Annotated in this window: 22 protein-coding genes; 11 read left to right on the top strand and 11 right to left on the bottom strand. The window is 59.0% G+C overall.

The annotated features are described in order from the left end of the window. Positions 1-283: 283 nt before the first annotated feature. From K9B32_RS07810 to K9B32_RS07765, 10 genes are all read left to right on the top strand, one after another. Positions 284-2113, top strand: coding sequence for a sensor histidine kinase (locus K9B32_RS07810; protein ID WP_318013317.1), 1830 nt, complete (start codon positions 284-286; stop codon positions 2111-2113). Beyond that, positions 2113-3459 carry a sigma-54-dependent transcriptional regulator gene (locus K9B32_RS07805; protein WP_224561380.1) on the top strand — a complete coding sequence of 449 codons (1347 nt, stop codon included), beginning with the start codon at positions 2113-2115 and terminating at the stop codon, positions 3457-3459. The genes K9B32_RS07810 and K9B32_RS07805 overlap by 1 nt, the downstream gene beginning before the upstream one ends. A gap of 184 nt (positions 3460-3643) precedes the next feature. Beyond that, positions 3644-4627, top strand: a complete 984-nt coding sequence (locus tag K9B32_RS07800; RefSeq protein WP_224561379.1) for a tripartite tricarboxylate transporter substrate-binding protein — start codon at positions 3644-3646, stop codon at positions 4625-4627. Positions 4628-4704: 77 nt separating this feature from the next. Next, entirely contained in the window at positions 4705-5166 is a 462-nt protein-coding gene (locus tag K9B32_RS07795) for a tripartite tricarboxylate transporter TctB family protein (RefSeq protein WP_224561378.1), read from the top strand. 9 nt (positions 5167-5175) lie between these two features. After that, on the top strand, positions 5176-6681 hold the full coding sequence (locus K9B32_RS07790) for a tripartite tricarboxylate transporter permease (protein WP_224561377.1): 1506 nt from the start codon (positions 5176-5178) through the stop codon (positions 6679-6681). Positions 6682-6737: 56 nt separating this feature from the next. Then, on the top strand, positions 6738-7727 hold the full coding sequence (locus K9B32_RS07785) for a Bug family tripartite tricarboxylate transporter substrate binding protein (protein WP_224561376.1): 990 nt from the start codon (positions 6738-6740) through the stop codon (positions 7725-7727). Between the two features lie 1096 nt (positions 7728-8823). Then, complete coding sequence (locus tag K9B32_RS07780; protein ID WP_224561375.1) at positions 8824-10983, top strand: TonB-dependent receptor; 2160 nt, start codon at positions 8824-8826, stop codon at positions 10981-10983. Between the two features lie 78 nt (positions 10984-11061). Beyond that, positions 11062-11877 carry an AraC family transcriptional regulator gene (locus K9B32_RS07775; protein ID WP_224561374.1) on the top strand — a complete coding sequence of 272 codons (816 nt, stop codon included), beginning with the start codon at positions 11062-11064 and terminating at the stop codon, positions 11875-11877. 190 nt (positions 11878-12067) lie between these two features. Further along, positions 12068-12466, top strand: coding sequence for a hypothetical protein (locus K9B32_RS07770; RefSeq protein ID WP_224561373.1), 399 nt, complete (start codon positions 12068-12070; stop codon positions 12464-12466). A gap of 29 nt (positions 12467-12495) precedes the next feature. Further along, entirely contained in the window at positions 12496-12900 is a 405-nt protein-coding gene (locus tag K9B32_RS07765; RefSeq protein ID WP_224561372.1) for a hypothetical protein, read from the top strand. A gap of 850 nt (positions 12901-13750) precedes the next feature. Here K9B32_RS07765 and K9B32_RS07760 read toward each other — a convergent pair. From K9B32_RS07760 to K9B32_RS07720, 9 genes are all read right to left on the bottom strand, one after another. Then, positions 13751-14479 (bottom strand): SDR family oxidoreductase, encoded by a 729-nt coding sequence (locus K9B32_RS07760; protein WP_224561371.1) that lies wholly within the window; start codon positions 14477-14479, stop codon positions 13751-13753. 25 nt (positions 14480-14504) lie between these two features. Then, positions 14505-15233, bottom strand: coding sequence for an SDR family oxidoreductase (locus K9B32_RS07755; protein WP_224561370.1), 729 nt, complete (start codon positions 15231-15233; stop codon positions 14505-14507). 25 nt (positions 15234-15258) lie between these two features. Next, positions 15259-16329 carry an ABC transporter ATP-binding protein gene (locus K9B32_RS07750; RefSeq protein ID WP_224561369.1) on the bottom strand — a complete coding sequence of 357 codons (1071 nt, stop codon included), beginning with the start codon at positions 16327-16329 and terminating at the stop codon, positions 15259-15261. A gap of 66 nt (positions 16330-16395) precedes the next feature. Next, the gene (locus K9B32_RS07745) at positions 16396-17166 is read right to left on the bottom strand and encodes an SDR family NAD(P)-dependent oxidoreductase (protein WP_224561368.1); all 771 of its coding nucleotides are present in this window, start codon (positions 17164-17166) and stop codon (positions 16396-16398) included. Between the two features lies 1 nt (position 17167). Then, positions 17168-18208 carry an NAD(P)-dependent alcohol dehydrogenase gene (locus K9B32_RS07740; RefSeq protein ID WP_224561367.1) on the bottom strand — a complete coding sequence of 347 codons (1041 nt, stop codon included), beginning with the start codon at positions 18206-18208 and terminating at the stop codon, positions 17168-17170. Positions 18209-18212: 4 nt separating this feature from the next. After that, positions 18213-18416, bottom strand: coding sequence for a DUF2160 family membrane protein (locus K9B32_RS07735; RefSeq protein ID WP_224561366.1), 204 nt, complete (start codon positions 18414-18416; stop codon positions 18213-18215). A gap of 4 nt (positions 18417-18420) precedes the next feature. Beyond that, the gene (locus K9B32_RS07730) at positions 18421-19254 is read right to left on the bottom strand and encodes a carbohydrate ABC transporter permease (RefSeq protein WP_224561365.1); all 834 of its coding nucleotides are present in this window, start codon (positions 19252-19254) and stop codon (positions 18421-18423) included. Further along, positions 19251-20129 (bottom strand): carbohydrate ABC transporter permease, encoded by an 879-nt coding sequence (locus tag K9B32_RS07725; protein ID WP_224561364.1) that lies wholly within the window; start codon positions 20127-20129, stop codon positions 19251-19253. The genes K9B32_RS07730 and K9B32_RS07725 overlap by 4 nt, the downstream gene beginning before the upstream one ends. 135 nt (positions 20130-20264) lie before the next feature. Further along, positions 20265-21695: an extracellular solute-binding protein gene (locus K9B32_RS07720; protein WP_224561363.1), complete on the bottom strand. Its 1431-nt coding sequence runs from the start codon at positions 21693-21695 to the stop codon at positions 20265-20267. A 243-nt stretch (positions 21696-21938) separates the two neighbouring features. Between K9B32_RS07720 and K9B32_RS07715 the strand changes: the two genes are divergently transcribed. Further along, entirely contained in the window at positions 21939-22862 is a 924-nt protein-coding gene (locus K9B32_RS07715; protein WP_224561362.1) for an AraC family transcriptional regulator, read from the top strand. A 555-nt stretch (positions 22863-23417) separates the two neighbouring features. Here K9B32_RS07715 and K9B32_RS07710 read toward each other — a convergent pair. Beyond that, positions 23418-24248, bottom strand: a complete 831-nt coding sequence (locus tag K9B32_RS07710; protein ID WP_224561361.1) for an aldo/keto reductase — start codon at positions 24246-24248, stop codon at positions 23418-23420. A gap of 74 nt (positions 24249-24322) precedes the next feature. After that, entirely contained in the window at positions 24323-25204 is an 882-nt protein-coding gene (locus tag K9B32_RS07705; protein WP_224561360.1) for an NmrA family NAD(P)-binding protein, read from the bottom strand. Positions 25205-25291 lie beyond the last annotated feature (87 nt).

Below are 25291 nucleotides of genomic sequence, written 5' to 3'. Positions count from 1 at the left end.
TTGCTTGAATGGCGCGTCGGGATTTGGAGTAAACGCGCACCATGTGCGGCCCGGGCGAGATGACTGCGATCAAGGCTGGTGTCGCTTTTGGGTTCGTCTGAATCGTGAAAGCCCAGCGCTTCATCGACGATCTTACGCAGACGGACATTGCATCCGCCAGGAAGTTCTGTCCAGCGTCCGGGCGAACTGGTGTTAACGTGCACTCTTGGAAACTGCGGCTTTGAACTCTAGACTTGCCCGACGGTCGCAGTGGCCGCGGCGAGGGAAGGAGGAGCCCGCGTTCGTGAAGCAACGATTTCGTATCCTTGTCGGCTTCTGCCTGTTGTCGGCCGTTTGCTATGTTGCCATCTTTCCCGGTAAAGAATTCGCGACGCGAAGCTATATGGACGAGGCGTCACTGCAAGCTGGCTCGGCGCTTCGCCTTGCTGTTTCGGCGCTTGGCGGGCATCTGAGCCGATACGAGCCGCTGCCTGAACTGATCGCAGATCATGACGATATCAAGCAGCTGGTGAGCGATCCTGGCAATCCGGCCCTGCGCGATGCGGCAAACACCTATCTGAAGGAGATCAACAGTTTGCTTGAATCATCCGATATCTACGTGATGAGGATGAACGGCGATACAATCGCCGCCAGCAACTACGATGGCCCGACGAGTTTCGTGGGTGAGAATTTCAGCTACCGGCCCTACTTTCAGGATGCGGTAGCGGGCCGTCAGGCACGGTTTTATGCGCTCGGTACAACATCGCTGAAGCGAGGCTACTATTTCGCTTCGCCAATCCGGGTGAACAATACAATCCGCGGGGTTATCGTCTTCAAGGTCGATATCGACTCAATCGAGGCCTCGTGGAAGGGCGGCGAGTACAAGATACTCGTCTCCGATCCGGAAGGCATCATCTTCATGACCGGTAGCCCGGAATGGCTGTATTCCGGCATCCTGCCCCTGACAGACGAGCGCCTGCAACGCACCCAGGCATCACGCCGCTACGCCGAAGCTGTTCTAAAGCCGCTTCCGATCAGCGAGCAGAATGCGGGTGGTCACAGATTGATCACTGTTGCCGATGGCGCTGCTGTCAGGGAATATCTGTCGCTCTCCCACTACATGCCGGACGCGGACTGGACCGTTAGTGTCTTGATGGACACGAGTTCCGTGCACGCACAGGCGCGGACCATGCTGATCGCTGTCTTGCTTTCCCTAGGCCTGTCGGGGCTGGTTGTCGCGATCGTGCTGCAGCGCCGGGCACGCGCGCGCGAAAGGATGCGCATGCAGGTCGATGCCCGCAACCAGTTGGAGCAGCGTGTAGAGGAGCGAACCGCCGATCTGGCGCGCGTTAATCAGCGCATCGAAGAGGAAATCGCCGAGCGACGACTGACGGAACAAAAGCTTCGCCAGACGCAGGCCGATCTCATTCAGGCAGGAAAGCTTGCCGGCCTCGGGCAAATGTCAGCAGCCTTATCGCATGAACTCAACCAACCGCTTGCCGCTGCCAAGACCTATGTGGACAGCGCCTCGATGCTGATAGCGCGAAACCGCGTGGATGAAGCGCGTGACAACCTTGGCCGCATTTCCGGCTTGATCGACCGGATGGCGTCGATCAGCCGGCACCTGCGTAATTTTGCGCGCAAGCCCAATGAAAAGATTGGTCCGGTTTCGCTTGCCGCCGCAATGGCCGATACGCTCGAAATCGTTTCTGCGCGGCTGAAAGTGGCAGACGCGACACTCGACATCGATCTCAGCGAGCCATCTGTCGCCGTGCAGGCGGGGTCGGTGCGCCTGCAGCAGGTTCTTGTCAACATCATCACCAATGCCGCTGATGCGGTGGAGGGGCTTGATGACAGGCGAATCCATGTCGTGTCGTCTCGCGACGGTGCCAAAGTGATCGTAACCGTGCGCGATCATGGAGCAGGCGTTCCCCCTTCGATCGCCGAGCGTATTTTTGATCCGTTCTTCAGCACGAAGGGCGTCGGCCGCGGCCTTGGGCTCGGCCTGTCGATCTCCTACAACATCATCAAGGATTTTGGCGGCAGCCTTTCGGTGAGCAATGCACCGGACGGAGGCGCGGAATTCCGTATCGTCCTTGATGCTGCACCTGTCGTCAGAGAGGCTGCTGAGTAATGAGCGCAGGCCGGATACTCCTGATAGACGATGAGGAGGAGATGCGCCGCTCTTCCGCCCAGGCGCTCGGCTTGTTTGGACTGGACGTTGCTACATTCGCCAGCGCAGAGCCGGTGCTGGAGCGTGTCGGCTATGGCTTTGACGGCGTGGTGATCAGCGATATCCGGATGCCGGGCATGGATGGCATGACGCTCTTGCAGCGGATACGCGAGATGGATTCGGAGATACCGGTCATCCTGGTGACGGGACATGCGGACGTGCAGCTCGCCGTCAGCGCAATGCATGCCGGGGTTTATGACTTTGTCGAAAAGCCATTCGCGGCCCAGCACCTTGTTGGCATCATCAGACGCGCGCTGGATCGGCGCAGCCTGGTTCTCGAGAACAGGCGGTTGCGTGCAGTGGCCGGCAAACGCGACGACATCGAGGCTCGTCTGCCCGGACGCACGCAGGCAATGGTGGACCTGCGCTATCGGCTGCGAGCAATTGCGGCAACGGATGCCGACACGCTGATCATCGGTGAGACCGGTGTCGGCAAGGAAGTTGTCGCCCGGGCGCTGCACGACACCAGCGCCCGGGCCGGAAAGCCATTCATTGCGATCAATTGCGCGGCGTTGCCGGAGACCCTGATCGAGAGTGAGTTGTTCGGACACGAAGCCGGCGCTTTTCCCGGTGCTCTTCGACCGCGATACGGAAAGTTCGAGCACGGTCGTGGCGGCACGATCCTGCTCGACGAGATCGGCTCGATGCCATTCGATCTCCAGGCGAAGTTCCTGCGTGTCCTGCAGGAGCGCGTCATTACCCGTCTCGGCTCCAACGAAGCTATATCGCTCGACGTGCGCTTCATTGCCACCAGCAAGGTCGATCTGGAGACCGAAGTGGCACGAGGGCGCTTTCGTCCTGACCTCCTCTATCGCCTCAATGTCGTTACCATTCATGTCCCTTCGCTTGCGCAGCGGCAAGCCGATATTCCGCTGTTGTTTTTCCAGTTGGTTCGAGAGGCGGCGGCCCGCTACGGGCGCAGCGACATAGAGGTACGGCCGGAGACGATCGGCAAGATCGGCTCGCGAAGCTGGCCTGGCAATGTGCGCGAATTGCGCAACGCCGCCGACCGACTGGTTCTCGGTCTCGACCTGCAGCCTGAGGACACGGCAGAGCAAAACCAGAAGCTCGCCGACAGGGTTGCCGCCTTTGAGCGCGGCCTTATTGCCAGCGCGCTTGCCGCTCACGGTGGGAGTCTCCGTCCAGTCTATGAGATGCTGGGCGTTTCGCGAAAGACGCTCTACGAGAAGATGCAGAAATACGGGCTTGAAAAAGGGAGTCGGGGTGAGGACGAGCTCGAAGTGTGAATGGGTGGAAATCCACCCATGGTCCCGCTCGTTTGTCCCCTTTCCTACCCGTCTTGTGTGATATCATGCAGGAAAATGCGACAAGCAGCACCTCGCCCGGTTGTCCGACGCATTGAGCACTCCACAGTAACAGTTGATGACCGGGGCGGGGGGAGCCGCTCCGGTGGTTTACTGGGAGGATGACATGAAAATACTGAATGCCTTGCTGGGCATGACGGCCGTTGCCGCCGTTTCGCTCATTTCCGCGTCCGCAATCGCTCAAACCTATCCGGAACGGACCATCACGATGGTCGTTCCGTTCGCCGCCGGCGGCCCGACAGATACGGTCGCCCGTCTCGTGGCCGAGTCGATGTCGAAGGATCTCGGCCAACAGATCATTGTCGAAAATGTCGGCGGGGCTGGTGGCACGCTTGGCGCAGGCCGCGTCGCGCAGGCAGACCCGGACGGCTACACGGTGCTCTTGCATCATATCGGCATGGCGACAAGCGCCACGCTTTACCGCAAGCTTGCCTATGACACCTTGAACTCCTTCGAATATGTCGGTCTCGTGACTGACGTGCCGATGACAATCGTTGCGCGCAAGGATTTCGAGCCGACCGACCTCAAAAGCCTTGTCGAATACATCAAGGCTAACAAGGACAGTGTGACTGTTGCCAACGCGGGTATCGGCGCGGCCTCCCATCTGTGCGGCATGATGCTGATGAGTGCGATCCAAACACCGCTGACCACTGTTCCCTACAAGGGCACCGGTCCTGCGATGACCGACCTGCTTGGCGGCCAGGTCGACATCATGTGCGACCAGACCACCAACACGACCAAGCAGATCCAGGGAGGCACGATCAAGGCTTACGCCGTCACTTCGCCTGCACGCCTGAAAGTGCTTCCGGACGTGCCGACCGCCGTCGAAGGCGGCCTTCCCGATTTCCAAGTCGGTATCTGGCATGGTCTGTATGCGCCGAAGGGCACGCCGGGCGATGTGACCGAGCGGTTGTCGAAATCGCTGCAGGTTGCGCTCAAGGACCCGAATGTCATTGCCCGCTTCGCCGAACTGGGCACCGAGCCATCGCCGGAAGCTGACGCGACACCGGCAGCGCTCAAGGCCAAACTCGAAACGGAGATTGCCCGCTGGAAGCCGGTGATCGAGGCTGCGGGCCAGTACGCGGACTAGGCCGCTTCGTTGCCGCCCGGAAGAACCTTCGGGCGGCACTGTTGCTGCGCTCAGGTCGAAACGACAGCGGGGGAGACATGAAATCATTGACATTCGACAGCACCAACGCTCTTTGCGGCGCGCTCTTCGTCGGCTTGGGCTGCTTCTTCATCTATCAATGCCTGAACCTTGAACTCGGCACGGCGCTCCGTATGGGTCCGGGTTATTTCCCGCTGCTGCTTGCTGTTGTTCTCACATTTCTCGGCTTGATCGTGCTGCTCCAGGCGATACGGGTTCAAGGCGAGCCGCTCGGCCCGATCGCGTGGCGCGGACTGGCCTTCATCCTGCCCGCCCCGATCGTCTTCGGGTTGACGGTGCGCGGCCTCGGTTTCGTGCCGTCGCTGTTCGTCGTGGCGCTGATTGCGGCTTTCGCTTCCTCGCGGATGAAGGTGCCGCTGGCGATAATCCTTGCAGCCGCAATAACCCTCTTCTCGGTCGCCGTCTTCAGCTATGCGCTTGGCCTGCCATTCGAACGCTTCGGCCCTTGGGTTCGGTTCTAGGAGGCATCTATGGATCTCGTCAGCAATCTCGCCCTTGGCTTCAGCACCGCTGCCTCGCCCGAGAATCTTCTTTTTTGCCTGATCGGCGTGCTGCTCGGCACCTTGATCGGCGTCCTGCCGGGGATCGGGGCAACGGCGACCATCGCCATGCTATTGCCAATCACGTTCCAGCTCGAGCCGGTTTCCTCGCTCATCATGCTGGCCGGCATCTACTATGGCGCCCAGTACGGCGGTTCGACCACGGCCATCCTCATCAACATGCCGGGCGAATCTTCGTCGGCGGTGACGGCGATCGATGGCTATCAGATGGCGCGTCGCGGCAGAGCAGGGGCAGCACTCTCGATTGCGGCACTCGGCTCGTTCTTTGCCGGCACCGTCTCGACCTTTCTCGTGGCGATCTTCGCAATCCCTCTGACCGCGCTTGCCCTTAAATTCGGTGCTGCCGAATACTTCTCGCTCATGATCGTCGGGCTGGTGTCCTCGGTTGCCCTTGCGCATGGCTCGATCGTCAAGGCGCTCGCCATGGTGGCGCTTGGCCTGCTGCTCGGATTGGTCGGTACGGATATCTACACGGGAACGCCGCGCTTTACCCTCGGAATTCGTGAATATGCCGACGGGCTGAATTTCGTTGCCGTTGCCGTTGGCGTGTTCGGTGTCGCGGAGATCCTGCGCAATCTGGAGGGCGAGAAGACCCGCACGGTCTTGATCGCCAAGGTCAGCGGTCTGTGGCCGACGCGCGAGGACTTCCGACGGATGATCGCACCGGTGCTACGCGGCACGGCGATCGGGTCAGCACTCGGAATCCTGCCGGGCGGCGGCGCCATCCTTGCTGCGTTTGCCGCCTATACGGTGGAGAAGCGCATCTCCGACCGCCCGCAGGAGTTCGGTCATGGGGCGATTGCCGGCGTTGCCGGTCCGGAATCGGCCAACAATGCCGGGGCACAGACGTCGTTCATTCCGCTGTTGACGCTCGGGATTCCGGCCAATCCAGTGATGGCGCTGATGGTCGGCGCCATGATCATCCAGGGGATTGTGCCGGGTCCGAACGTGGCGAGCGAGCAGCCCGCCCTGTTCTGGGGGATCATCGCCTCCATGTGGATCGGCAATCTGATGCTGGTTGTCCTCAACCTACCGCTGATCGGCCTCTGGGTGAAATTGCTGACTATTCCCTACTACGTGCTTTTCCCGATCATCATGGCCTTCTGCTCGATTGGGGTCTACAGCGTCAATTCCAACGTCTACGACCTCTATGCCGTCGCCTTTTTCGGGCTGGCGGGTTACCTGCTGGTCAAGCTGCGCTGCGAGCCGGCACCGTTGCTTCTCGGCTTCGTGCTGGGGCCGCTACTGGAAGAAAACCTGAGGCGCGCCATGATCCTTTCCCGCGGCGATCCGATGACTTTCGTGACGCGTCCAATCAGTGCCATCTTGCTCCTGATTGCGCTCGCTGTCCTGCTGGTCGTGTTTTTGCCGTCGGTAAAGGCCAAGCGCGAGGAGGTCTTCCAGGAAGAAGACTGAGCAAACGGGATCATCGCATCGCGTTGACAAACAGACTGCAACGAGGAGGAATTTGGATGACGAAACTGATCCTGACGCGTCGAAACACGCTTGCTGCGGGCCTTTCTTTGGTGGCGACGCTGGTGGCGGGATCGCCATCACTGGCGGCGGATTTTCCCGATCGGCAGGTGACGATGGTCGTTCCATTTGCGGCCGGCGGATCAACCGACGTCGTTGCCCGTATCCTGGCTCAAAAGATGTCCGAGGATTTGGGCCAGCAGATGATCGTGCAGAATGTCGCAGGTGCGGGCGGTAATCTTGGCGCCGGCAATGTCGCGCGCGCCGATGCAGACGGCTACACGATCCTGATGGGAACGGTTGCGACGCATGCGCTCAATCCGTTGATCCTGAAATCGACCCCCTACGACCCCGAAAAGGATTTCGCCCCAATCTCGCTGTTGGTGCTGGTACCCAACGTTCTCGTCGTCAATCCCGAGCTGCCGGCCAAAACGGTTGCCGAACTGGTCGCGCTCCTCAAGGCCAATCCTGGCACTTACAGCTATGCTTCGTCTGGGAACGGCACGCCGCTGCATCTTTCCGGAGAGCTCTTCAAGGCGATGGCCGGGGTGGACATGGAACATATCCCCTATAAGGGCGCGGGCCCGGCGTTAAACGATGTTCTTGGCAATCAGGTTCCGATCATGTTCGACAACTTGCCCTCGTCGTCCGGTCACATCAAAAGCGGCACACTGCGTGCGCTTGCGGTCACGACCAAGGAGCGTGCTTCATCATTCCCCGATGTTCCAACAGTGGCCGAGACCGTTCCAGGCTACGAAACCTACACGTGGAACGCGCTGTTTGCTCCCGCCGGTACCCCGGCAGATGTCGTTGCTCGCCTGAACTCGGCCGCCATTAAGGCGCTCGCCGATCCGGAGGTCAAAAAAAGGATGGCTGAGTTCAGCGCCGTTGTCGTGGGTTCAACGCCGGAGCAGCTCGGCGCACATGTAAAGGCGGAGATCGCCAAGTGGACACCTGTCGTGCGCGACGCCAAGATTGAACTCGAATAGGCGCTGCCGGATCTCAGGCGAGCGTTGTCGAGCGGATGGAGTGAGGGAGGCCGATCATGGCTCTATTGGCAAGCGCGAGAGCGGAGCCTTTGACCGGCTAAACCTGGAGGCAGCTTTCCAATCGCAGCGGTGATCAACATTTGCCGAGACGCCAACACCACATCACCATCGATAAGCAATTCCAGCAGGATCCCTAGTGAAGGGAACCAAGCACCCACTATTTTTTACCCACCGGATGACGGCATCGAACCCAAACTGGCCGATCCGTTTGTGCTTGGTGGTTAGCTGAGAGGTGAGATTGCACGCGATCGAAATCTCCGACCAATCAACTGCATTGCCGCGCATCGGCGGGAACTGGCAGCAGTCCACGAGAGCAAGCGTAAAAGCTGTCAGCCGCTCCAATTCGTCTGCCTCGAAGAGCGGCGCGAGCCGCACCTCGCTGAAACTGGAGATCTTGCGCCGAAAGGCTTCGGATGTTGGGTTTGTGATCATTCAGGTTTCCCTTAGCGATATACATGCCAGCCCGAGGCGTGGCGTGCTAAGGCCGAAGGGTTACCAGAAGGTTAAGGTCGGCCTAACAAGTCCGCGTTCGATTCCGTTCAGCTGCAGCCAGATGCCGAGTGACGGGCTCTCTGGATTTGTTCCCATCAAGACCTTGAAAGCTCGTCCGCTGTCAGATTCGCGAATGTGTTCAATGACGGCTTCGCGCCTTCATTTCTGCCATCCGGCTCATTCCAAAACCCTCTAAGAGCTGACGGGCTGCTTAAATCGGAGCATTGTTTGTCTTCAAGGGCGGAACGGATGCTGCATGGATCTTGGAGTTAGTCTGAACCTGGAGCATGTCCGGGCCTTCGGGGGCTAATTCACCCAATTTAGGTGTCCTTGCTCCATATCAATTCATGTCGGGTGATGCCCTCGCTGGCGCGAGCGGGAAAGACTGAAAGCAGCAGCTTTCTATGAAGTGAAATTGCCACAATGGCTGTTTCCCGGAACGGTTTGGCCGAAATGAAAAATATTTTGTCCAGATATCGAAATGCTCGTGATCATGAAGCCGATTAGAAGACTAAAACAGTCAAGTTAATCGGGGCGATAGGGCATGAACAGCAATGCGGATAGCAAGCCAAGCGGTCAAAACAAATTCCAAAACCAACATAAGATGAAATACCTTGCTCGCGTGTCGATGCTTGCGCTAGTGGCCACGTCGGCTGTTCCTGCAAGGGCCCAGGAAGCGATCGAACAGGATTCTACCGTCCTCAAGCCGATCGTCATAACTGCACGAAAAACGGAAGAACAAATAAGGGATGTGCCTCAAAGCATCACCGTCGTAAAGCCGGAAGACGTTGAAAGTAATGCGCTCGACTCAGGCGGAGCGATTGCGGCAACGTCTCCAAACGTCGTGTGGCAGAATGCATCCGTGGGGAGACAGTTCTTTTCGATCCGCGGAATCAGTTCCTTGGGCGTGCCGAACAATTTTTCCGATGGCACAATTGGCTTTACGGTTGATGGCATACCACAGAGCATGTTGAGTTCTCAGAATATGCTCTTCGACATCGATCGTGTGGAAGTTCTTCGCGGACCGCAGGGAACGCTTTGGGGCACGACTGCGCTTGGCGGCGCAATCAATGTGACCACCAAACAGCCGGACGGCGAACACGAGGCAAAGATCACGACCGAATACGGAGAACATGGCTATGCCATGGGCGAAGCCACACTCGGCGGCGTGCTGATCCCCGACAGTCTGAACGGGCGAATGGCAATTCGTTTCAACCACTATGACGGGGATATCGACAGCCTGTTCACTGACGATCTCGGCGCAAGAAAAATCGGTGCCTTCCGCGGAGGGCTGCAATTCAATGGCCTTGATGACACGATTGTCACACTGACCGGAAATTATCTTCGTGACGATTCAAACGCCCCCTTTTCTCTTTTGCGTGGAGCGCCGGGGTTCCCGATCAGTGGTGTCGTGACAGAACCTGACTATGTTACGACACATGCCGATGTCGGACTCACTATCAAGCACGAGTTCGAGAACTTTTCCCTCACTTCCATCACGGGCTTCCAGAATAACAAGATAAAGTCCCGGACTGAATCAAACGATATCCTCATTCCGTCATTGTTCCCGTTGGTGGGGAGCAATGTTTGGCTCGGTGTTGATGAGGAAAAGGTCTTCAGTCAGGAGATCCGACTGAACTCTCTTGAAGGGGATGATATCAGGTGGGTCGTGGGAGCGAGCCTCAATTATTCGGATCTCGACCATAGTTGCGCGGCTCCTCAATGCGCACCATTCCCATATTCCGGTCTCGTTACCGTGAACACGAATCTGCGCAGTCTGAATCTTGGCCTGTTCGGTGATGCCTCCGTCCCGCTCGGCGAGAAATGGGAAGTGTCATTTGGTGGGCGTCTGAGCCACGATGACATCAAAGTGAAAAAGACCAATGACCTTCGAGTTCCCAGCTTAACGGGCGACAGCGATGCTGATGGAACCTATCTCACGGGACGAGCCGCGCTCGCTTACAAATGGAGCGAAACCGCGCAGAGCTACGTCTCCATCGCGCGTGGACATGGGACGAAAATCTACCCGCTGTTTTCCTATCCGAACAACGGCATTGTGGCCGACGCTTACCCCGCGGCCGAAAACTGGACCTATGAACTTGGTACCAAGGTTGCGCTTTTCGATGACCGTCTCGAACTGGACGGGAGTGTCTTTTATAACGATGTGAAGAACGGCGTCCTGAGCTATTACGATCCCGGCATTGGGGGCTTCGCTACGACTTTCCAGAGTTATGACACGTATGGGTTCGAATTGCAGGCGCGCGCTGCAATTACGGACGAATTAAGCTTTAACGCGGGCGTGGGCTATACACATACCCGGCTCGGCTCGGACGGAGCAAGTTCGATTTTCGAAGGAAACCGGGTTCCCAATATTCCGGAATGGAGTGTATCTGCGGGATTGGCTTACGAAACGGATGCTGAAATGGTGGGCTTGCCCGGCTCGTTCAATGCCGCCATCGATTATCAGTACAGAAGCTCTCGCCCTGCTGATGTGCAGTCCACCTTCGACCTTGACGCATATCAGATCGTCAATGCTCGCATTGGCTGGAAAAACGATGGCGGAGATTTTGAAGTTTACGGTTTCGGACGCAACCTGTTTGATGAACGTTATGAGACGTTCGGCGCCGCCGGTTACTTTGGAAGCCAGGTTGTTTCCGTCAGCCAAGGCCGCGTCCTGGGGGTCGGCATTTCAAAGTCCTTCTGACTGGCCACACTATATCAGCGCTTTGATGGCATGGGCGTCTGCGCCAATACTGACTGAAGATGATGGAGAGGTTTTTCAATGCCTATCTTGGAAGAATTCGAGACCGAATTTGATCCTGATATGGTGGAAAAACCTCTCATAACCGTGGGTGCAAAGAAGGCCATTTCCTACTGGGAGAAAGGGCAACACGCGCACAGAAAGGCTTCGCTTTTGCTGAACCTCAGAGGAATGGTGACTTGCGAAGCAGACGATGGTGTCTGGATCGTCCCTCCCCATTCTGCGCTGTGGATGCCCGCAGGGACAGCTCATTCGGGGCGCATGTCAGGTAATATCGAATGTTACGCTGTCTTCATCGAACCCGAATTGATCACCAAGCAACCAAGGTCGTGCGCAACTCTTTCCGTTTCGCCCCTCTTGCGGGAACTGGTTCTCAGGTTCGCACAATCGCCTGTCGATGCGCCATTCTTCGACGCGGATTTTCGCATCCTGGCTGTCCTGTTAGATGAACTTGATGCCGCACAAGAAGTGAAGCTTTCGTTTCCTATGCCCAAATCAGTTCCCCTTCGGCACCTTGCAGACTTGCTTCTCAAACAACCAAGAGACAAGGCGACTCTGGCCAAATGGGCCGCGAGGATTGGATTGAGTGAACGCACCTTGAGTCGATCGCTTCTCGTTGAGACTGGGATGAGCTTTGGCCGCTGGCGACGTCAGCTACATGTTGTCCTAGCCCTTCAGCGACTTGGCGACGGCGAAATCGTTCAAAATGTCGCGCTTGATCTGGGATATGAAAGTGCAAGCAGTTTCGTCACCATGTTCCGAAAGACGTTAGGGAAACCGCCAGCCCGATACCTGATGGAACAAACCTACAGCCTGGCTGAAAAGCGCTCGTCTTGAGATTGGCGGGACGCAGTTTTCATCTCGGCAGGATTGACAAATATAATGTCACGATTGCGCAATGACGCCTCTTGCCGACTGACTTATTGCTTTCAGACAGAAGGGAAATGCGGCGATTATGATCGCGCTCCTCTTCAGGAGGGGCGGCGCTCAACTGCCCTATCGAGCAAATTCAGATAGGAGTGTTGCAGTGATCGAAAAGAAACCAGTTAATCTCGCACTCGCGTGGCTTGTCCCAGCAGTCGGAGCCGCGATCTTCGTCACGATCCAGTGCTTTTCTTATCTGAACGATTACGTCAGGAGCGGCGGGACGATGCAGGCCATTACATTCGGCCCGGCCGCGTTGTGGGGAGTCTCTATCTTTTACGGCGCCTGGGTCGTCCCGCCAATGCTGGCGCTTCCCGGAAGGCGCGTGACCGACCGGGCCATGCTTGTCATCGGCGGTCTCCTTTTCGCCATGAGCACGCTCGCAGGCGTATCGGATGGCTTGCGCGACGGCAGCCATCTCGTTGCCCTGGAACTGCTGGCAGTAACGCTTCCGGGCGCGGTCGCGTTGATCATGTCCTGGCGGCACATCCGATCGAATTGAAACCATCCATCCCGGCAAGGAGACGACACATGCCTTTGGACAGCACGAACTTCCCACTCGTCTGGATGAGTTTTGAAGAAGGTCCCGACCACGACCACGACCACGACTTTGAGGCTTTTGAGGCGAATCTAAAGCGCGGCTTGCCGTTCGTGCTCTTGACCAACTCCGCTCCGGCCGAAGACCACGAGCACACCCAGGAAGAAAAGAAGCGCACCTCGCTGTGGATGAAAAAGCACAAGGCCGAACTACGGACGCTCGTGCTGGCGATGATCGTAATCGAGCCCAGCGCCGCCAAGCGTCTGGCATTCAAGCCATTCGGTGTGGCATTTGCCAAGTTCTGGGGCTACCCGATGAGGCTCGCCTCATCTCGCGAGGAGGCCCTGGGGATCGCCGGCAAACTGCTGTCGGAGCGCGCCGGGTCTGCAATAGCCTGACAAACTACTGAGCGGACGAATCGAAAACGATTCAGTTCCCGTGGCTATGAAAGATTATTGTTTTTGGCTACCGCTCACCTCTCGGTGCGCGCATTCGGCTGGCGGAATTGATTCAGACATTGGCGACAGCTACACGAACAAGATTGGCTGCTGACGGCTGCCAGGAGGGTCGGAAGAGGTCATGGAGGTCGCCCGTACTCTATGGCAGCTATTTCATCCCCCGGCCTCCACTACCGGAAGGCCTGCTTGCGGCGCCAATGCCGCCGTCAGTTACACAGTGTCTGAGGACTCGAATAAGGGGTCCCCAGCCAATTTTCCTAGCCGTCTTCGAACACGACGGATGGCCTAAGGAACTGCGGCCGAGATCACCCAACTTATTGAGAAGACGCCACTTTTTCGTGCGGCAGATGGTCGCCAATTTGGATCGAAAAATCGATCAAAAATGACTTGCCTAGGAGGCCTGGATTCTCACACAATTTCAATGACTTAGATGAAAATCCTTGAAATCCCCTCTATTTTCCTGCCGCGAGCGACCGTGGATGCCACCTTTGTGCCCTGGCTTTGGGCATCAGTCAACTGGACGGTTGAGCGGCAATAATTTCCGCTTTCGGGCCTCACGTTTGCGGCGAGGCGGCTATAAGGCTCGCGGCAGTTTTGTGCCTTCATTTCGGACGTTTGCACAATTGACCGGTCGTCGCAAAGCGGCCGTCGTGTCGTTTTGACCAACTTGATGCAACGACGAAAAGCGCTACTCGACAAAATTTAATCCGGCGCTTTCGTTTGCTTGTTATCGCAGGCTTACGGTGTGAAGCCCGGAATTGAGCTTCCGCACCGACTTGGCATTCCTTACCTACACGTCGAAATTTGTCGGCAGGACAATCATGTCCCGGATCGTGACGTTTCGCGGGCGGGTCAGCATGAAGATGATGGCGTCGGAGACCTCCGAGGGCTCGATCAGGCTCCCATTGGCTTTTGCTTTCTCGAGGTTTTCCGCGGGCCAATCGGCAAGCAGAGCAGAAACGACCGGGCCAGGCGAGACCTGGCCGACCCTGATGCCGTGGTTCTTCAACTGCCGGCGCATGATCTGGACGAAACTGGTGATCGCCCATTTGGAGGCGGAATAGACCGGCTCCCATTGGATCGGCGCATGGCCGGCCACGGAGCATGTCACCAGGATATCTCCGGTCCCGCGCTCGATCATGTGCGGAGCGATGTCGCGGACGTTCTTCATGACGGCGTTCACGTTGAGATTGAGCATCCGATCCATCGTCGCGGTATCGGTGTCGACGAGATCCCCGCCGATATAGGACCCTGCATTGCAGTGGAGGATGTCGAGGTGGCCGACCTTTGCCAGGATTTCCGGCACCATGGCCGCACAACTGGCGGCGTCCAGGAGATCGGTGACCTGCATGACGACAGCGTTGCCGAACTCGGCCGCACAGGTTTCCAGCGCCTGTCTGTTGTAATCAACCATCACGACATTGGCGCCGGCATCGACCAGGGCACGGGTGGTCGCCAGCCCGATCCCGGACGCTGCGCCGGTTACCGCAGCGATCTTTCCTTCAAGTCGTCTCGTCATCGTTTTGTCTCGCTTCTTGGTTTCTTCATACGGCAAGGAAGCCGCCATCGACTGGCAGTACCGCGCCACTGATCATGGGCGCGTCCTCCGAAATGAGCAGCGCAATCGAGCGTGCGATATCGTCGACCCCTGCAAAGCGTGCCATCGGGTGGCGAACAATCATCGGATCCCTTTTGGAAGGCTCGGACCAGGCCTTCGCGGCAAGCTCCGTCATCGTAACCGTCGGCGCCACCGCATTGACGCGGATTCCATAGGCACCGAGTTCCTTGGCCATGACGCGTGTCGCGCCTTCCAGACCCGCCTTCGAGGCGGCATAAGCCACATGGTCCGCAAAACCACGATGTCCGGCGATCGACGTCACATTCACGATCGCACCGCCGCCGCCATTCGAAATGCGCGCCCGCGCGAACTCCTGCGCACAAATCAGCGCGGCCCGCAGGTTGATGCCGAGGACCTGCTCATAGCCCTCCTCCGTCATATCGATGACGCTTTCAAGCACGTTGGTTCCCGCGCAATTGATCAGTGCGTCTGCCAGTCCCGCCGCCTTCATGGCAGCGCGCGCTGCGGCATTGTCGGCAAGATCGACGGATATGACGGTCGCGCCGAACTTTGCCGCCAGATCATCCAGATCGGCCTGCGAGCGCGACAAGGCTATGAGCCGCGCGCCGCGGCGGGTGAGCAGTTCAACGCAGGCGCGACCGATACCCTTGCCGGCGCCCGTGATGATGACCGTTTTTCCTGTAAAGTCCGACATGGCTGGTCCTTCCGATGCCTGTTGCTCAGAACGCGAGTCTCTGTTCGGTCTGCTTGTCGAACACATGAGCCGCGGCGGGATCGACGTTGAGCCGTATGCTGTCGCGCGGCTTCAGCGCGTGGCGCTCGCGGAAGGCGCACAGGACCCGCTTGCCCGCCAATTGGGCTGCCAGGAGAATTTCGGCACCCGTCGGCTCGATCAGCTCGACAGTCGCCGGTACGCCCGTATCGTCCTTCGACAGGATCCACTGGTCCGGACGTACTCCGTATATCACCTCCTGCCTGTCGGTCGCCCGAATGTCTTGCGGCAGGAGAAGGGTTGACCCGTCGGCCAGCCGCGCCGAGTTCAGCGAGAGATCGATCGTGGCCGGGAGCATGTTCATCGCCGGCGATCCGATGAAGCCGGCGACGAAGATATTTGCCGGCCTGTCGTACAGCTCCAGTGGCGCGCCGATCTGCTCCACCTTGCCGTCGCGAAGCACGACAATACGGTCCGCCATTGTCATGGCTTCAATCTGGTCATGCGTGACATAGACGGAAGTCGCGCCGAGGCGCTGGTGAAGAGCCTTGATCTCCGAACGCATATCGACGCGCAGCGCAGCGTCTAGGTTCGACAGCGGCTCGTCGAAGAAGAACGCCTTTGGGCGGCGAACCATGGCGCGCCCCATGGCAACGCGCTGCCGCTGGCCGCCGGAGAGCGCCTTCGGGTATCGGTCGAGATAGGGCGTAAGCCGCAACATCTCCGCAGCCTTGTCGACCTTGGCGTTGCGATCCGCAAGATTTTCGCCGCGCAACTTCAGTGCGAAGGCCATGTTTTCCCGAACGGTCATGTGCGGATAGAGCGCGTAGTTCTGGAACACCATCGCCACGTCACGGTCCTTGGCGGCGATATTGTCGACGCGATGTCCGCCAAGCTTGATCGTGCCGCCGGTGATCTCCTCGAGGCCGGCAAGAGATCGCAGCAGCGTGGATTTGCCGCAACCGGAGGGGCCGACCAGGACCACGAACTCGCCGTCGGCTATGTCGAACGAGATCCTGCGCAGTGCGTGATAGGAGCCGTAATGCTTATCGACCTGGTCGAGCTCGATCGTCGCCATGTATCAATCCTCAGTCAGTTGTGGCGGCATGGCCGCCGATCATTCGGGACGGGTGCGCGGGTAGCTTCACCATGAGGTGTATCCTGCATCCGCAACGACGATGCTGCCGGTCATCAGGCTGGCGGCATCGGAGGCCAGGAACAGGACAACGGATGCGATTTCCTCGACTTCGCCCATGCGCTTCATCGGCGTCATGTCCAACCAGTCCTTGTCCCATCCGGTCTTTTCGACGGCGCTCTTCGTCATGTCGGTCGCGATATAGGTCGGCGCGACGGCGTTGACGCGGACACCACGCTCGGCCCATTCCGCTGCAAGGGACCTCGTCAGCATGTGAACGGCACCCTTCGAGGCGTTGTAACCCGCCTGCGGCTGCGGACGGTTGGCGATGATGCCGGACATCGAACCGATATTCACGATCGCGCCCTTGCCCGCCTTTAGCATCAGGTTTCCGAAGGCGCGATTGCTCCAGAACACGCCGTTGACGTTAACGTTTGCGACCTTGAGCCAGTCGGCATCGGACATTTCCTCCGCCGGGCTGTGCGCAGCGACGCCGGCATTGGCGACCAGAATGTCCACGCGGCCAAGCCTGGTGGCGATCGAAGCCGCGACACGGTCGGTCTCGCCGGAATCGGTCACGTCGAGACGAATGAATTCGGCCTTTCGCCCCGTCGCGGCGAGCTTCTCGGCTGCCGACCGACCAAGCTCTTCGTCAAGATCGGTCAGCACGACATGGGCGCCGGCTTCCGACAGGGCATCTGCGCAGGCATAGCCGATGTTGCGCCCCGCGCCGGTGACGACCGCCACTCTTCCGCTGAGATCGAACTTCCGCAGGTACATGCTACTTTCCAAGCTCGATCTGGATCTTCACGGAGGACGGCTTCGGCCGCACGGCGTAATCGAACGCTTCCACGGAGTCATCGAAGGCGTAGGTATCGGTGATCAGCGCATCGACATTGATCTGGTTCGATCCCAGCAGCGCGACGATGCGCGGGTAGACATGGGCGTAGCGGAACACGTGTTCGATGCGCAGTTCCTTGGTCTGGGCGATGACGACATCGATCGGGACCGGCTTCAGCGGCATGCCGACAAGGACGACGGCGCCGCCGGGGCAACCGTGATGCACCGTGTCTGCGATTACCGCGGCCGCGCCCGAACATTCGAACACGACATCGACACCCCAGCCATCAGTTTCGCGGGCAACTACACTCTTCAGGTCCTGCTCGCGGACGTTGACGGTCATGATGGCAGGGCCGAGCCTGCGCGCCACGGCAAGCTTTTCGTCGACCACGTCGGTCACGATAACCTTGGCGCAGCCAGCCGACAGCGCCGCGATCGCCGTCACCATGCCGATCGGCCCGGCGCCCGTGACCAGCGCGACCGCGCCGGGCGTCAGTCTCGCCTTGGAGACTGCCTGGAAGCCGACAGCCAGCGGCTCGACCATGGCGCCGGCGGCGTAGGACACATTGTCCGGAAGCTTGAATGTGAAGGACGCCGGATGGACTACGCTCGGCCTCAGCACCCCATGCACCGGCGGCGTCGCCCAGAAGCGCACCGCGGGATCGAGATTGTAGAGACCGAGCCGCGACGCGCGACTTTGGGGATCGGGAATGCCGGGCTCCATGCAAACACGGTCGCCGACTTTCAGGTTTTCGACGGCGCTGCCGACCTCCTCGATGACGCCGGCGGCTTCGTGGCCGAGGATCATCGGCTCACGCACAACGAAGGGACCGATCGCGCCGTGGGTATAATAGTGAACGTCCGATCCGCAGACGCCAACGGTCTTGATGGCGATGCGCACGTCGGTCGGACCGAGCACCTCCTTCGGGTCCAGGTCGCGAATGCGCAGTTCGTCTTTGCGTTCGAGGACGAGCGATCTCATGTTTTCAGCCCTTTCGGATAATAAATACGGCCAGCGCCAGGCAGAGCACCGTTGCCACCCACAGGGGCAGCACGCCCTCCAGGAAACGCATCCAGAGAAGATGCACCAGGATCAGGATGACGACGGAGATGAAGCCACGGTCGAAGCCGTTGGTACGGATCGGCAGGAATCCGTCGCGTTCGGTTTTCTGAGGTTGAAAGCCACCCATCGTCTTACCCTTTCAATGCACCGAACGTGAGGCCGGTCACGATGTGCTTCTGGACGAAGCCGAGCACGATCAGGGCCGGCAGCGTGGTCAGGAATGCCATCGCCGCCATCTCGCCCCAGTTCGTTCCGGTCACCGAGACATATTCAGCGAGCGCCGTCGTCACGGTCCTGGCGCCGGCCGAGGACGTAAGAGTCGCCGCGAACAGGTACTCGTTCCAGGCAAAAATCCAGGTCAGGATGAAGGTGACGGCCAAACCCGGCCGCGCCAGCGGCAGGATGACGTTGGACAGCACCTGGCCGGTTGTCGCACCATCGACCCGTGCCGCTTCATCAAGCTCCAGCGGAATTCCGTCGAGCATGCCCTTCAGGAGCCAGATGGCGAAGGGCAGGTTGAAGACGCAATAGAGGAGGATCAGGCCAATCTTCGTGTCGAACAGCATGAAATCGCCGAAGACGAACCACTTGGTGAAGAGCAGGAAGAGCGGCAGGAGAAACACGGCTGGCGGCGCCATACGGTTGGTGATCAGCCAGAAGAACACGTTGTCGCCGCCGCTGATCTTGTAGCGCGACAGCCCGAACGCCGCGAGCAGGCCGAGCGCGCAGACGAGCGCTGCGTTCGACGTCGCCACAACGAGCGAGTTCCAGAGATACTGCAGGAAAGTCGAGCTGTTCAGCACCGCCAGGAAATTGTCCCAGTAAAGATCGTCGATGAGGACCGACTTCGAATAAAGCTTCACGCGGGGGCGCATTGAAACGACCAGCATCCACCACACGGGCAGCAGTGTCAGAACGGTCAGACATATCCAGAGGACGAAAGAGGCTATACCGGAGCGTCTCATTGTGCGCCTCCCTTGCGGCCGGTCATGGCGACGAACAGCAGCCAGCTCAAAACGATCGTGACGTAAAGCGTGAGCAGCGACATGGCCGCGCCGTAGCCGTAGTCGGTCTTCGGAAAGACGTTGATCCAGATATGAAGACCGATGAACCGGGTCGCCTCAGCCGGACCACCTTTGGTCAGCATCCAGATTTCGTCGACCGAGCGCAGCGCGTCCATCAGCCGGATGAAGACGGTCGTCAGAAGCACCGGCTTCAACATCGGGACGATCACGTACCAGAAAATCTGCAGCTTGTTGCCGCCGTCGATCTGCGCCTGTTCGAGCGGCTCTTTCGGCAGGGCGGTCAGTCCCGCCATGAGCGACAACGTGACGAACGGTGTCCAGTGCCACAGGTCCATGATGATCGCCGTTGCGAAGGCATGATAGGCATTGGTCGAGATGTTGTAGTCGATGCCGAACCACAGTCTCAGGTAATAGGGGACGATGCCGAAGCCTGGAACGCAAAGCAGCCGCCAGGTGGCGCCGACTGCGATGGGCGCGACGACGATCGGCAGTGTGTGCATTGTGCGAAAGAACTGCCGGCCCCACAGGCGGTCTGCCATTAGCGCGCGGGCGAGGACATAGCCGAGCAACAGTTCGCTCACAACGACGAAGAACGCGAAGACCAGCGTGCGCGCAAGCGAGTTCAGGAAGGTCGCGTCAAAGACGAGGTTGCGATAATTCTGGAGGCCAGCCCAGCGCAGGGTAGGGTCGACTGCGTTGGTATTCCAGTCGAAGAAGCCGACATAGAGAATGTAGATGAAGGGAACGAACCCGACAACGAACAGGATTAGCGTTGCCGGCGTTAGAAACAGCCATCCGATGTTGGATTGTCTCATCCTGCGCTCCGTCAGATTGTTCATGACTTTTGTTTGTCTGACTGCCGACGTCGCGGGCAGGCCCGCAAAATTGCAGTCAGGAAGGGGCGGCCGCCTTATGGAAGGCGACCGCCGGCCGCTGGGAGGTACGGTCTTTTATTTGCGGTAACCGAGCTTCACGAGTTCGGCTTCGGCTGCGGTCGCGGCCTGGTCCAGCGCATCGTCCGGCTTGATCTCGCCGACGATCGCCTTGTAGATGAACGGCGCGACGACCTGCAGAACCTGCGAGTGGAACGGGAAGGGCGGCGCTCCTGCGAACAGCTTTCCATCCTCACGCATCAGCGTGTAGTAGCCGTTCATCTTCTTGTCCTGCTCGACAATCTTTGGATCATCGTAGGTCGAGTTCATGACGATACGGGAGCCGGCCAGCGCCCAGTCGGTCTGTACCGAAGGCTGCCCGATATACTGCAGGAATAGCAGCGCCGCGTCCTTGTTCTTGGACGAATGCGGAATGCCGAACGCGCCGCCATCGTAGTAGCCGATATATCCCTTTCCGGATTCGGCGGCTTCCTTGACACCCGGCTCGACCGGAGGCAATGCCACACCCACCTTACCGACGACGGTCGATTTGCTGCTGTCGGTCGCGATCCAGGCAGCGTTTTCACCGTAGACAAGGCCTTGGGCTGCGCGGCCGGCCGCAAATGTCCCGGCAACCTCGTCCCATGTGGACGACGTCGATTCCGGCGGCGCGTATTTCAGCAGGTCGATCCAGTAGTTGAGCGCCTTCTTCGCCGCGGCCGAGTTCATCTGGCCGCCGTTGGCTTCTGTGGCCGCGAAGGTCTTGCCATCGATGCCCCAGTTGTACACGCCGAAGGTCGGCGCGACCGACTCGAAGAATTCGTAGAAGGCTGCAGGGTGGCTCGACGAGGCCTGTACGGTGGTTCCCCACAGCTCCTTGTCCGCGCCGTATTCGGTGAAGAACTTGGCGATCTGGGTATACTCTTCATGCGTCGTCGCGGGCTTCAGATCCGCACCGGTGGCATCCTTGTAGGCTTTCTGGATCGCCGGATCATCGAAAAGATCCTTGCGGTAGAGATAAGGCTTGATGAATGCTTCCATCGGGACGCCCATGACATCGCCCGACTTCGGATCCTTGAAATAGTTCAGGAACGTGGTGAAATTCTCCGGCTTGAAATCCGGCGAGGCTATCTTTGCATTGTCGGCGAGCGACTTGGAGATATCGACCAGGAAGTTGCGGGCCAGATAGGTATAGACGATGTCCTGTTCGATGTAGACGAAGTCATAGATGCCAGTGTTGGCCTCCATGTCCTTGATTGCCTTGTCGTACATCTGGTCCCAGGACGTGGCCTCGAATTCGACCTTGATGCCCGTCTCTTCGGTGAATTTCGGGCCGAGCACTTGCTCGACATATTTCGATGCTGGTGTCGATTCCGAGATGCCCCGGATGGTCGCGCCCTGATAGGGCTGGGCGGCAGTCTTCCACCAGGAATCCTGAGCAAGAGCGGTCGAGCTCCAAAGGCCAAGCGAAATGAAGCCGACGCCCGCGGCTTTGACGAAACTGTTCATTATTCTCCTCCATTTGGATCGTAAGATCGGTCCGGCTGCGCGTGCTAAACTCTCCTCCGACACGCTCAACGGAGCTGAATATTTGTAGAAAGAATGGGTGGACACAAGCGCGCCCGGTGCGCAATACTGATACTCTCATGCGCAAAATACCCAGTATACCTATGAATTTTTGTGTGCATTGCACAATCCAATATTGGTTGTCAGCGCAACGCGCATGGTGGGAAGCACTGGAGGGTGTCCGCAATGTCAGCTATTTCGCCGACGGTCGCGAGATTTGAATACGTCTTGACCGGAGCGGACGAGTCGTTCCTCTGGCGCCGTGACGACTATCCGTGGGAGCGCAATGTATGGAATTTCCACCCGGAGGTGGAGATCCACTACATTCCCAATGCAAGCGGCGTCCTGCTTGCAGGCGATCATGTCGGGGCGTTCACGCCGGGCCATATTTCCGTCATCGGCAGCAACCTGCCGCATGACTGGGTGACACCGCTCGGACCGGACGAGCGCATCCCAGGCCGTGACATCGTCATCCAGTTTCTGCCGGCCAAGCTGGAGCAGGCTTCGGCCTTCCTGCCGGAACTGGTGGGCCTACGTGAGTTTCTTACGCGTGCGCAGCGGGGGCTTTCCTTCAAGGGCCGGACGCGGGAGCAGGCGGAGGCGCTGATCCTCGACATGGAGTTCCAGACTGGCTCCGTGCGGCTTTCGACCTTCCTATCACTGCTCTCGCTGCTGCGGGACACCGACGAGTTCGATACGCTGTCCTCGGAGGCTTATGTGCCGGACCTGAGCTATGGGTCGCTTGAAGCCCTGCAACAGGTCTTTGCCTATATCTTTGTCAATCTGTCGGAGGACATAAGGATGCCGGACATGGCCCGCATGGTCGGCATGAGCGACAGCGCTTTCTCGCGATTCTTCAAGAAAAACAGCGGTCACAGCTTCACCGACCACGTCAACAAGCTTCGTATCTGGAAGGCGGGACAGCTATTGACCGATACCTCTCTGCCGATCACGGACATCTGCTTCGAGGTCGGCTATCGCAATCTGTCAAATTTCAACCGAGTGTTTCTCCGACACCACAACCTAACACCCTCACAATATCGGAAACTGTCCACCAACCGCAGAACCTTTCCATTGCCTCAGACGGTGATAGACCATATGCGTGTGTGACGAGTGCAAAAGGATAGATTTAGAACTCTCGTCCGCTTATGCGTCGTCGACGCCTGAAAATTGCCATTCCGGTCTCGGCCCCGTTGCGGTCATTGCCCGCGGGTCCCCAGCCAATTTTCCTAGCCGCCTTCGAACACGAAGGATGGCCTAAAGAACTGCGGCCGAGATTGCCCAAGTTCTTGAGAAGACGTCGCTTTTTCGTGCGAGAGATGGTCGCCGATTTGGATCGGAGAATCGGTCTAAAATGGCTTGCCTGGGAGACCTGGATTCTCACGTGATTTCAATGGCTTAGAAGAAAAGTCTTGAAATTCCCTCTGTTTTCCCATCGCGAGCGACCGTGGATGCCACCTTTGTGCCCTGGCTTTGGGTATCAGTCAACCGGCGGGGTCAGCGGAAATAATTTCCGTTCTGAGCATTGAAGCCACCGAACAGATGATCACCGCAGCAGCGCCGCTTTGCGCGCCCATTCCGGTCGTTCGCCAATAGCCTTGGCGCCAACAAGCGGACGTTGCTCGGCTATATCGAGGGGTATCCAGGGCGTAGCCCGAGATTATTTCAGATCGTTGCAGCCTCCCAGTCTGGAGCAAAAGGCGGGTCAACGTAGCGTAGGTCCTTCGGCAGAGCCGCGATAGCCGCGCGGTCCTCCTCGTCGAGGTGAATGTTGAGCGCATCGAGATTGGCTCGCTGGCTGGAGGGGCGAGCGGCTTTGGGGATAGCGATGAGGTTTTCCTGATCCAGAAGCCAGGCTATGGCGATCTGGGCTGCGGTGGCGCTGTGCTTCTCACCGATCCTGGCGAGAACGGAATCCTTTGCCGCCCGGCCTTGCGCAAGCGGCGCATAGGCGGTCATCGGAATACCCTTGCGGCGAAGGTAATCCAGCATCGGCGTCTGCGACAGGAACGGATGATATTCTACTTGATGAACGGCGATGGGGGCGCCGATTTCCTCGATCGCATGCCGGATCATGGGCAGGTTGAAGTTGCAGACGCCGATGGCGCGCGCCAACCCTTCCTCCTTCAGTTTGGTGATCGCGTCCAGCGTTGCGCTCATGTTCATGTTCGCTGATGGCCAATGCACGAGGAAGAGATCGATATGGTCGAGGCGAAGCTTGCCGAGGCTCGTGTCGAAGGACCGTCGCAGGGCATCGGGGGAGAGCTTGTCGTACCAGACCTTGGTGGTGACGAAGAGGTCAGCGCGGTTTATGCCGGAGGCCGCGAGCGCCGCGCCGACGGCGGCTTCATTGTCGTACATGGCGGCGGTATCGATGTGGCGAAAGCCGAGTTCAAGCCCGCTTTCGACCACCGGTCGGGCGGCATCGCCCGGCATCCGGAAAGTCCCCAGTCCTAACCGGGGGATCGCGACACCGTGAGTCTCAATCGTTTCCATGATCATTCCTTTCGAGTTGCGAGGGACGCGGCGGCAGAGGCAGAAGCCGTCCGCCGCCCGTTCTCCCGGCGGGCTCAGGCGGTCTCGCTCGCCGCTGCTTGCCGGACCAGCGCTTCGATCACCTGCTCAAGTGACGTCGTGCCCCTGACACGGTTTCCGCCGTCGGCTTTGAAGTCGATCCAGCCTTCGTTGAAACCGTCGAGCATACGCATGCGCGGCTGCGGGTGACGCGTACCCTGGGCACGGAACAAGTTCTCCCAGCTTGCCCGCGGGACGATCTCCACCCGCACCGAATGCCCGAGCACCGACGTGAAGGCATTGGCGAGATCGTTGGGGGAGACCCGTGCCGGGCCTTCCAGTTCCACCACCCGCTTGCCGATCCATTGCTCGCGGATCAGATCTGCGGCAAGCCGGCCGATATCCTGCGTCGCGACCATGGCGAAGGTCTTGTCGGCAGGTTGGAGGAAGCTGTGCAGCACGCCTTCGTCGCGGGCCGAGGCCATGTCCCAGGCGGCATTTTCCATGAACCAGCCGGGCCGCAGGAAGGTGACGGGAAGATCGAGTTCGCCGAGGGCTTCTTCCAGCATCGTCCGCTGGCTCAACAGATTGTCCACGTCCGCGTCGGCGCCGATGGTGGAGAGGCAGACGACCCTTTCCGGGCGGGCAGCAAGGAGAGCGGTCGTCAGCACCTCATTCTGCTTTGCCGCTTCCGGATAGCCGGGCGCCGGATCGAACTCCGACGGCGGCAGGATGAAGACGCCCTTGGCGCCCTTGAACGCGGTGGCAAGCTGCGTCGCGTCGCCCATGTCGGCAAAGGCGATTTCGCAACCGCGCTTGCGCCAGATTTCCGCCTTGGCGGGATCGCGCAGCACCGCACGGACCGGTTCTCCGGCTTCGATCAGGGCTTTCGCCAGCGCGCCGCCGACCTTGCCGGTAATTCCTGTAATCGCATACATGATATGTCTCCTGGTGTTGAGGTCGGGAATGGATCAGGCGAGGCCGTCGTAGAGGCCGCGCTCGAATGTGCCGTAGAGCTTCACGAC

It is taken from the genome of Rhizobium sp. 3T7, assembly GCF_020166565.1.
Classification (GTDB): domain Bacteria; phylum Pseudomonadota; class Alphaproteobacteria; order Rhizobiales; family Rhizobiaceae; genus Rhizobium.
The sequence above is the reverse complement of the archived record's forward strand: the minus strand, read 5'-3'. Positions and strand labels throughout refer to the sequence as shown.

Coding starts and splice junctions, on each gene's coding strand:
- K9B32_RS07805 (WP_224561380.1), top strand. CDS start 2,113: ATGAGCGCAGGCCGGATACTCCTGATAGACGATGAGGAGGAGATGCGC.
- K9B32_RS07800 (WP_224561379.1), top strand. CDS start 3,644: ATGAAAATACTGAATGCCTTGCTGGGCATGACGGCCGTTGCCGCCGTT.
- K9B32_RS07795 (WP_224561378.1), top strand. CDS start 4,705: ATGAAATCATTGACATTCGACAGCACCAACGCTCTTTGCGGCGCGCTC.
- K9B32_RS07790 (WP_224561377.1), top strand. CDS start 5,176: ATGGATCTCGTCAGCAATCTCGCCCTTGGCTTCAGCACCGCTGCCTCG.
- K9B32_RS07785 (WP_224561376.1), top strand. CDS start 6,738: ATGACGAAACTGATCCTGACGCGTCGAAACACGCTTGCTGCGGGCCTT.
- K9B32_RS07780 (WP_224561375.1), top strand. CDS start 8,824: ATGAACAGCAATGCGGATAGCAAGCCAAGCGGTCAAAACAAATTCCAA.
- K9B32_RS07775 (WP_224561374.1), top strand. CDS start 11,062: ATGCCTATCTTGGAAGAATTCGAGACCGAATTTGATCCTGATATGGTG.
- K9B32_RS07765 (WP_224561372.1), top strand. CDS start 12,496: ATGCCTTTGGACAGCACGAACTTCCCACTCGTCTGGATGAGTTTTGAA.
- K9B32_RS07760 (WP_224561371.1), bottom strand. CDS start 14,479: ATGACGAGACGACTTGAAGGAAAGATCGCTGCGGTAACCGGCGCAGCG.
- K9B32_RS07755 (WP_224561370.1), bottom strand. CDS start 15,233: ATGTCGGACTTTACAGGAAAAACGGTCATCATCACGGGCGCCGGCAAG.
- K9B32_RS07750 (WP_224561369.1), bottom strand. CDS start 16,329: ATGGCGACGATCGAGCTCGACCAGGTCGATAAGCATTACGGCTCCTAT.
- K9B32_RS07745 (WP_224561368.1), bottom strand. CDS start 17,166: ATGTACCTGCGGAAGTTCGATCTCAGCGGAAGAGTGGCGGTCGTCACC.
- K9B32_RS07740 (WP_224561367.1), bottom strand. CDS start 18,208: ATGAGATCGCTCGTCCTCGAACGCAAAGACGAACTGCGCATTCGCGAC.
- K9B32_RS07735 (WP_224561366.1), bottom strand. CDS start 18,416: ATGGGTGGCTTTCAACCTCAGAAAACCGAACGCGACGGATTCCTGCCG.
- K9B32_RS07730 (WP_224561365.1), bottom strand. CDS start 19,254: ATGAGACGCTCCGGTATAGCCTCTTTCGTCCTCTGGATATGTCTGACC.
- K9B32_RS07725 (WP_224561364.1), bottom strand. CDS start 20,129: ATGAGACAATCCAACATCGGATGGCTGTTTCTAACGCCGGCAACGCTA.
- K9B32_RS07720 (WP_224561363.1), bottom strand. CDS start 21,695: ATGAACAGTTTCGTCAAAGCCGCGGGCGTCGGCTTCATTTCGCTTGGC.
- K9B32_RS07715 (WP_224561362.1), top strand. CDS start 21,939: ATGTCAGCTATTTCGCCGACGGTCGCGAGATTTGAATACGTCTTGACC.
- K9B32_RS07710 (WP_224561361.1), bottom strand. CDS start 24,248: ATGGAAACGATTGAGACTCACGGTGTCGCGATCCCCCGGTTAGGACTG.
- K9B32_RS07705 (WP_224561360.1), bottom strand. CDS start 25,204: ATGTATGCGATTACAGGAATTACCGGCAAGGTCGGCGGCGCGCTGGCG.